Genomic DNA, 5,583 nt, shown 5'->3' with positions numbered 1-5,583 from the left:
TGCACCGAAGGCGGCAGCAGGAAATCGATGTCGCGGTCGATCGTTCGAAAGTGGCTCATCGGCACAGGCCCTTAGTGTTGATGGCCCTATTGTACAGGGACACACTGCTCAGCGCCCGGAAAGTCCGACAGGCTGCTAGAGGAGCCGATCAGCGAAGCGGGCCTGAACCGCGAACGTCATGCCATCGAGGCCGATTACCTTTACGACGTGCAGGGTTTCGGCCGAATGATTGAGCGCGCCCGCCGCCTGGAGTTCGAAAAGCGGGTGGATGCTTACAAGGTGCGTCTGTTCGCCCACTCCGAAGGCATGCGCAAGACTTTGGCCGAAGAAGCGGGCGCCATCATCAATGATGCGGTGAATTTGATCGCTGAGCGAATGGCGCGCTCTGTTGTAGCCAAGCCGCTACAGGAAGATGACCTAGAGATGATCGCGGAAGGGTTGCACACAAGCCTCGGTCGCGCCGAAAGCGAGTCGCCAAAGGTCAATCTAGTGTTCAAGGAAGTGACCTATGAGCAAACCCAGGATAACGCCTTCAAGGACAAGCTGGACAAGGCGCTTCCATCGCTCGTGAAACGTCGGCTGGGCGGTTGGTACGAGAACTTCACGGCCGCGAAGCAGGCTGCTTCGCAATCAAAGGAGCCGCAGCGATGAATTCCACCGCCCACCAGGAAAAGCATTTCGAGAGCTACGTCGTTTCCAAGCTGGAAGCACAGGGCTGGACGGTTGGCAGTACGCTCCATTACGACACCGAGCGTGCCTTGTACGCGGATGACCTCATTGCCTGGTTGGAAGCCACGCAACCCGAGAAATGGGCGAAGCTCTGCAAGGACAACGGTGAACGTGCCCGCGAGGTGTTAATGGATCGGTTGGCCAAGGCACTGGAGACACGCGGCACCGTCCAAGTGCTGCGCCAAGGCTTCTCCATTGCTGGGTGTGGGCACCTCGATCTTTCTGAAGGCGCACCGGAAGACCAGCGCAACGCCGACGTCCTGAAGCGCTATGCGGCCAATCGCCTGCGCGTGGTGCCGCAACTCCACTACCACCCGTCGCGTAACCTGGCGATTGATTTGGTGCTGTTCATCAACGGGATCCCGGTCGCCACGGTGGAACTGAAGACCGACTTCACCCAGTCGGCTGACGCGGCGATGGATCAGTACCGTACCGACCGCCTGCCGTATGACCCCAAGACCAAGCGCCGTGAGCCGCTGCTGACCTTTAAGCGCGGGGCGGTCGTGCATTTTGCGATGTCGGATTCCGACATCCAGATGGCCACCAAGCTCGATGGCGAGAACACCTTCTTCCTGCCCTTCAACCAGGGCAACGCAGGCCATGCCGGCAACCCCGAACGCAAGGATCAGGAATACCCCGTCGCCTACTTCTGGGAGCAGGTCTGCCAACCGGATGCCTGGCTGCGCATCTTCCACAGCTTCGTCTATGTCGAAAAAAAGGATGTGGTCGACTTGAAAGGTAACTGGTCGAAGAAGGAAACCTTGATCTTCCCGCGTTTTCATCAATGGTCAGCGGTCAATGAAATGATCGACGACGCCAAGAAGAATGGTTCCGGCAGGTCGTATCTGGCCGACCATAGCGCGGGTTCCGGCAAGACCAGCACCATTGCCTGGACGGCTCACGATCTGATCAAGCTGCGGCGGGACAACGGCGAGGGCATTTTCAGCAGTGTCATCATCGTGACGGATCGCACGGTCCTGGATGGGCAGCTTCGGGATGCGGTGAAGCAGATTGACCATCAGTTCGGCGTGATTGCGGCCATTGATCGCCAGAAGTCCTCGAAGTCGAAGAGTCAGCAACTCACCGATGCCTTGCTGGCTGGCACGCCCATCATTGTCGTCACCATTCAGACCTTTCCCTATGCGATGGAAGCTCTCGTGACGGACAAGGCCCTAAAGGGCAAAAATTTTGCCGTCATCATTGATGAGGCACATCACTCGCAAACCGGATCGACGGCCGCCAAGCTCCAGACGGCGCTTGCCATGATTGGTAAGGGCAAGATGTCCACGCTGACGGTGGAGGAACTGCTAGAACAGGTTCAGAAGTCGCGGGCGCGTCCGGACAACATCAGCTACTTCGCCTTCACCGGCACGCCGAAGCATTCGACCCTCATGCTCTTTGGCCGACCGACCAACCCGACACAACCGCCATCGAAGGACAATCTGCCCCGAGCGTTCCATCGCTACCCCATGCGGCAGGCCATTGAAGAAGGGTTCATCCTGGATGTTCTGCGGGGCTACGTGCCCTACCAAACGGCGTTCAACCTCGCCAAGCAGATCGAGGACACCAAGCGGGTGAGCGGCAAGGCGGCCAAACGGGCGTTGGCGCAATGGATGTCCTTGCACCCGACCAACGTCACGCAGAAGGTGCAATTCATCATCGAGCACTTCAGCAAGAACGTCGCCCATCGGCTCGATGGCAAGGCCAAGGCCATGGTCGTCACCAGTTCGCGGGCGGCGGCAATTCGCTACAAGAAAGGCTTCGATGCCTACATTGCTAAACACTCGGAATATGTCGGCATTCGCTCCCTGATCGCCTTCTCCGGAAAAATGACGGGCAAGCAGGTGATGCACCCGGATGACGAGCGATTGGCTGACGAGACGTTCCGCGTCGATGAGAGCGAGGAATTCACGGAGGAAAACATGAATCCGGACATTGCCGGACAGGATTTGCGCTATGCCTTTGATCGCCCGGAATACCGGGTGATGCTGGTGGCCGACAAGTTCCAGACCGGATTCGATCAGCCGAAACTGATGGCCATGTATGTCGACAAGAAAGTTGCCAATGACGTGGAAATCGTCCAGACCTTTTGCCGCCTCAACCGGATGGCTCCGGGCAAGGATGATGTCTTCATTATCGACTTCGTGAATGACCCGGCCAATGTTCGGCGTGCGTTCGCCCTGTATGACGACGGGGCACAGATCGATGACGTGCAAGACCTCAATGTGGTTTATGAGATCAAGGAACAGCTTGATGCTCAAGGTCTGTACGAGGCCGATGACCTAGATCGCTTCAAGGACGCGCGCTTCAAGACGATCCGCGACATCACTCATGCCCATGAGCCGCAGCACAAGGCGCTGTATGCCGCCACAGAAGGGCCGACGCGACTGTTTAACCAGCGACTGAAGATGCTGCGCGAAGCGATTGTGACCTGGGAAGCTACCTTCAATAGGGCGCACAGCCTGGGCGACGAGGCGGGCATGAAATCGGCGGATCATCATCGGAAAGAACACGCCGACCAGATCAAGACGTTGATGGCCTTCAAAACCGGGCTCGGGCGCTTCTGCCGAACCTATGCCTATGTGGCCCAGTTGATCGACTTCGGTGACCCGGAGTTGGAGAACTTTGCCGCCTTTGCCAAGCTGCTCCAGAAACGCCTCAGCGGCGAGACGCCGGAGAATGTCGACCTGAAGGGCCTGGTGCTCACAGGATTCGACATCAAGCGAAAAGAAGACGATCCGTCTGGCGATGACGATGCGCCGGTCTTGAAGCCGGTCGGATCGGGCGGCGGCGATTCTGCCGGCGACAACCCGCACTTCCTTCACGAGATCATCGCCAGACTCAACCACCTGTTTGGCGATACCACGCCATTGCGCGACCAGGCGACCTTCGTCAATCACATCGTCGCGATTACCCGCGAGAACGATGTGGTCATGGCCCAAGTCGAAAACAATCCGCGAGAGCAGGCACTGAAGGGCAATCTGCCCGGTGCGGTGCAACAGGGCGTTGTTCGCGCACTGACCTCACACCAGCAACTCGCCACCCTGGTTCTGAAGTCGGATCGCCAGGCAATGGCGGCGCTGACCGATGTGGTCTATGAACTGATCCGCGACCAGCAGGACATTGACCTGGACGACCTGGGTGTTTGATCTGCTCAACCTGCCCGGCGTGAAGCCGGTCGATTTGCACACGAGCCATCGAGGCATCACCATCCTTGCCGACGTGGTGGAGGGTGAATTGCCTCACTGCCCGGATTGCGCAAAGCCACTCTATCGGCATGGTCGACGGTCGAATGTCTTTGCCGACACCCCCATGCAGATGCAGCCCGTTCGGCTGGAAATCACCCGCCCACGCTATCGGTGCGAGACCTGCGGTAAGACCGTCACACCTGAACTGGTTTTTCTGGATGAGAAGCGCCGGGCCACTAAGCGGCTGGTGGGCGCGATCCGCCAACGCTGTCTTGGCATGACCTTCCATGCCCTCGCGGAGCAGACCGGCCTGGCGGTCAATACGATCAAGAACATTGCCCGTGACCTGATTGAAGAGCTGGAACGCACCGTTCATTACGAGACGCCGGTCATCATGGGCATCGACGAAGTCAGCCTGGCGGGTGACTATCGTTGCGTGATTACGAACCTAGCCACGAATAATGTCTTTCAGATGCTGGAGTTTCGCACCCAGGAGCATCTGAAACCGTTCTTCAAGAATTTGCGAGACAGGGAACGGGTTGAGTGGGTTTGCACGGATATGTGGCGACCGTTCAAACAATCATTCAGCCAATACCTACCGAATGCCAAGCTGGTCATCGACAAGTTCCATGTCGTGAAAATGGCCTCCGAAGCCTTGGAAGAAGAGCGGAAGAAGTATCAGTCGACGCTGACCAAGGAGGAGCGGATCCATGTGAAAAAGTCGATTCGCTGGCTCATCCTGAAGCGGCCAAGCAACCTCAGCACCGCCGAGCAGAAAGCGCTGGAAGTGGTTCGTCAGAAGATTCCAGAACTGGCCCAAGCCTACGATTTCAAAGAAGCTTTCTTCCAGATTTACGACGAGCCGGACAAAGCGTCTGCAATGCGTGCCTTTGAGGCATGGGAAAACACGCTGCCAGAGAACGAACTTGAGAAATTCCGTGGCCTCGTCAAGACCGTGCATAACCATTACGACAGTATCTTTGCCTATTGGGACTCGCCCGCCCAGATCACCAATGCCTATACAGAGTGCCTGAACGGCCTGATTAAGCTTTCGAACAGAATGGGGCGCGGGTACAGCTACGAGATCATCCGGGCTAAAACCCTGTATGCCAAACATGCGCGCAAGGTGGGTAGTGGAGTGCGCCTAACAGCCCCATCCGAAACCCCATTTCCAACCAAGGGCGCCTCCGAAACAGTTGAGTACGGACCGCATATTCCAACCTTGATCGAGATGGCCGAAGCCGGTGATCTTGACTAGGAAATCAGGACTTTCCAACCTCAGATTGCAAATAGCCGATCAATCTTACTCGTGCGGATTGACGCTGCCTGAAAAACTCAGGCGGCTGACAAGACGACTGTGACGCATCCTCTGAAAGCCGACCACCGACTGCATGGTCAAACTCCCTCTCGATAAACGCCTCCAGCAGGCACTCGACCATCACCTTGCTGGCCATCTGCCAGCGGCCGATGCCCTGTACCGCGCCATTCTGCAAGTCCAGCCCAACCACCCGGACGCCAATTACGCCCTAGTACAGCGGCGCCCAAGTCCCTGTAAGGGCTTTGGCGATTAATGGTACCCTATTGACTATCTTGTTCGCACAGTACAGTCAGTATGATCGGCCAACCCCGTTACCGCATTAACCTGCTTGCGTCAGAACGGACCACG

General features: G+C 57.3%; 4 protein-coding genes. All 4 read left to right on the top strand.

The window, feature by feature from the left end; genetic code table 11:
- The first annotated feature begins 225 nt into the window (after positions 1-225).
- The 4 genes from QZY07_RS09325 to QZY07_RS09310 all read left to right on the top strand — a co-directional run bounded on the left by QZY07_RS09325 (position 226) and on the right by QZY07_RS09310 (position 5,488).
- Positions 226-651 (top strand): hypothetical protein, encoded by a 426-nt coding sequence (locus QZY07_RS09325; RefSeq protein WP_295401825.1) that lies wholly within the window; start codon positions 226-228, stop codon positions 649-651.
- Positions 648-3,878, top strand: a complete 3,231-nt coding sequence (locus tag QZY07_RS09320) for a DEAD/DEAH box helicase family protein (protein ID WP_295401827.1) — start codon at positions 648-650, stop codon at positions 3,876-3,878. Before QZY07_RS09325 ends, QZY07_RS09320 begins: the two co-directional genes overlap by 4 nt.
- A complete protein-coding gene (locus QZY07_RS09315; protein WP_295401823.1) occupies positions 3,871-5,175 on the top strand; it encodes an ISL3 family transposase in 1,305 nt (434 codons plus the stop codon). Before QZY07_RS09320 ends, QZY07_RS09315 begins: the two co-directional genes overlap by 8 nt.
- A 133-nt stretch (positions 5,176-5,308) precedes the next feature.
- A complete protein-coding gene (locus QZY07_RS09310; protein WP_295401821.1) occupies positions 5,309-5,488 on the top strand; it encodes a hypothetical protein in 180 nt (59 codons plus the stop codon).
- The last annotated feature ends 95 nt before the right edge of the window (positions 5,489-5,583 follow it).

The sequence above is a fragment of the uncultured Thiocystis sp. genome (genome assembly GCF_903866365.1).
Taxonomy (GTDB): Bacteria; Pseudomonadota; Gammaproteobacteria; order Chromatiales; family Chromatiaceae; genus Chromatium.
Note: the sequence above shows the minus strand (reverse complement) of the source record. Positions and strands in the feature narration are given on the sequence as shown.